Source organism: Rhodoblastus sp. (genome assembly GCF_041915505.1).
GTDB lineage: Bacteria > Pseudomonadota > Alphaproteobacteria > Rhizobiales > Beijerinckiaceae > Rhodoblastus.
Map to the genome: position 1 here is coordinate 1 of NZ_JAYSBG010000521.1, position 1,618 is coordinate 1,618.

Below are 1,618 nucleotides of genomic sequence, written 5' to 3' on the forward strand. Positions count from 1 at the left end.
GCGTGCTGCGGCTCAAGGGCGGCGACCCGTTCATTTTCGGGCGCGGCGGCGAGGAGATCGAAAAACTCGCGGAGCAGCGCATTCCCTTCCAGGTCTGCCCCGGCGTGACCGCCGCGGCCGGCTGCGCTTCCTATGCCGGCATTCCGCTGACCCATCGCGATTATGCGCAATCCTGCGTCTTCGTCACCGGCCACGGCAAGGACGGCCCGATCGATCTGGATTGGTCGACGCTGCTGCGGCCGCGCCAGACCATTGCGGTTTACATGGGCCTCGCCCATCTGGATTATCTGATGCGGGAATTCCTGCGCCATGGCGCCGATCCTGCAAAACCGGTGGCGATTGTTGAAAACGGCACACGCGCCAACCAGATCACGGTGACGGGGACGATAGCCGACATAGCGGGCAAGGCGGTCGCCGCCGGCCTGCGCGGCCCGACCATCATCATCGTCGGCGAGGTGGTAGGCCTGCGCGACAAGCTCAACTGGTACGTTCCGAAATCAGAGGGTGAACATGGCCACCAATGAACAGGCGCTCGCCGCGCTGAACGCGGTCGCTGGACCGGATGGCAGGACGCCACTGCCGCAATCGGGCGCCCTGTCCGGGCTGTCGATCCACGACGACAAGATCTATCTGTCGCTTTCCGTCTCGCCCGACCAGGCCAAGGCCAGCGAGCCCATGCGGCTGGCCGCCGAACAGGCGCTGAAGGCCCTGCCCGGCGTGACCGCGGCTTTCGTCGCGCTCACCGCCGAGCGCCCGCCGCAGCCGGAAAAACCCGCGCCGGCGCCGGTCGCGCAGGGACCGGGCCTCGATAAGGTGAAGAAGATCATCGCCGTCGCCTCGGGCAAGGGCGGCGTCGGCAAATCCACCACCGCCGCCAATCTCGCCGTGGCGCTGGCCGCGCTGGGTGAAAAGGTCGGCCTGCTCGACGCCGATATTTTCGGCCCTTCGCTCCCCCTGCTGTTCGGCCTGTCCGGCAAGCCGAAATTCTCCGGTGAAGGCAAGCTGCTCGAACCCTTCGTGAAATATGGCGTCAAGCTGATGTCGATCGGCTTCCTGATTCCCGAGGATCAGGCCGTGGTCTGGCGCGGCGCGCTGGTAATGACCGCCGTGAAGCAATTGCTGCGCGACGTGAACTGGGGCGACCTCGACATTCTGGTGGTCGACATGCCGCCCGGCACCGGCGACGTGCAGCTCACCATGGCGCAGAACACCTCGCTCGCCGGCGCGGTGATCGTCTCGACGCCGCAGGACATGGCGCTGATCGACGCGCGGCGCGGCATCGCCATGTTCAACCAGGTCAAGACCCCCGTGCTCGGCCTGTTCGAGAATATGAGCTATTTCCTGTGCCCGCATTGCGGCGGCCGCACCGAAATCTTCGCCCATGGCGGCGCCAAGGATGAGGCGGAAAAGCATGGCGTGCGCTTCCTGGGCGCGGCGCCGCTCGACATCCAGATTCGCGAAACCTCGGATTCCGGCGCACCCATCGCCGCCGTCGCGCCGGATTCCCCGCAGGCCAAATCCTATTTCGATCTCGCCCGCGCGGTGCGCGAGGAATTGACGAAACAGGCCCGGCGCGCGCCGGTCTTCTCGGTCGGCTGAACAGGGAGTTTTTCGTGCA

Annotated in this window: 2 protein-coding genes; both read left to right on the forward strand. The window is 66.1% G+C overall.

Going from position 1 to position 1,618, the window contains the following annotated elements; all coding sequences use genetic code 11:
* A partial coding sequence (locus ACE3S9_RS19355; protein WP_374548107.1) for a uroporphyrinogen-III C-methyltransferase occupies nt 1-524 on the forward strand: 524 nt, incomplete at its 5' end.
* Nucleotides 511-1,599: a P-loop NTPase gene (locus ACE3S9_RS19360; RefSeq protein WP_374548108.1), complete on the forward strand. Its 1,089-nt coding sequence runs from the start codon at nt 511-513 to the stop codon at nt 1,597-1,599. The genes ACE3S9_RS19355 and ACE3S9_RS19360, both read left to right, overlap by 14 nt.
* The last annotated feature ends 19 nt before the right edge of the window (nt 1,600-1,618 follow it).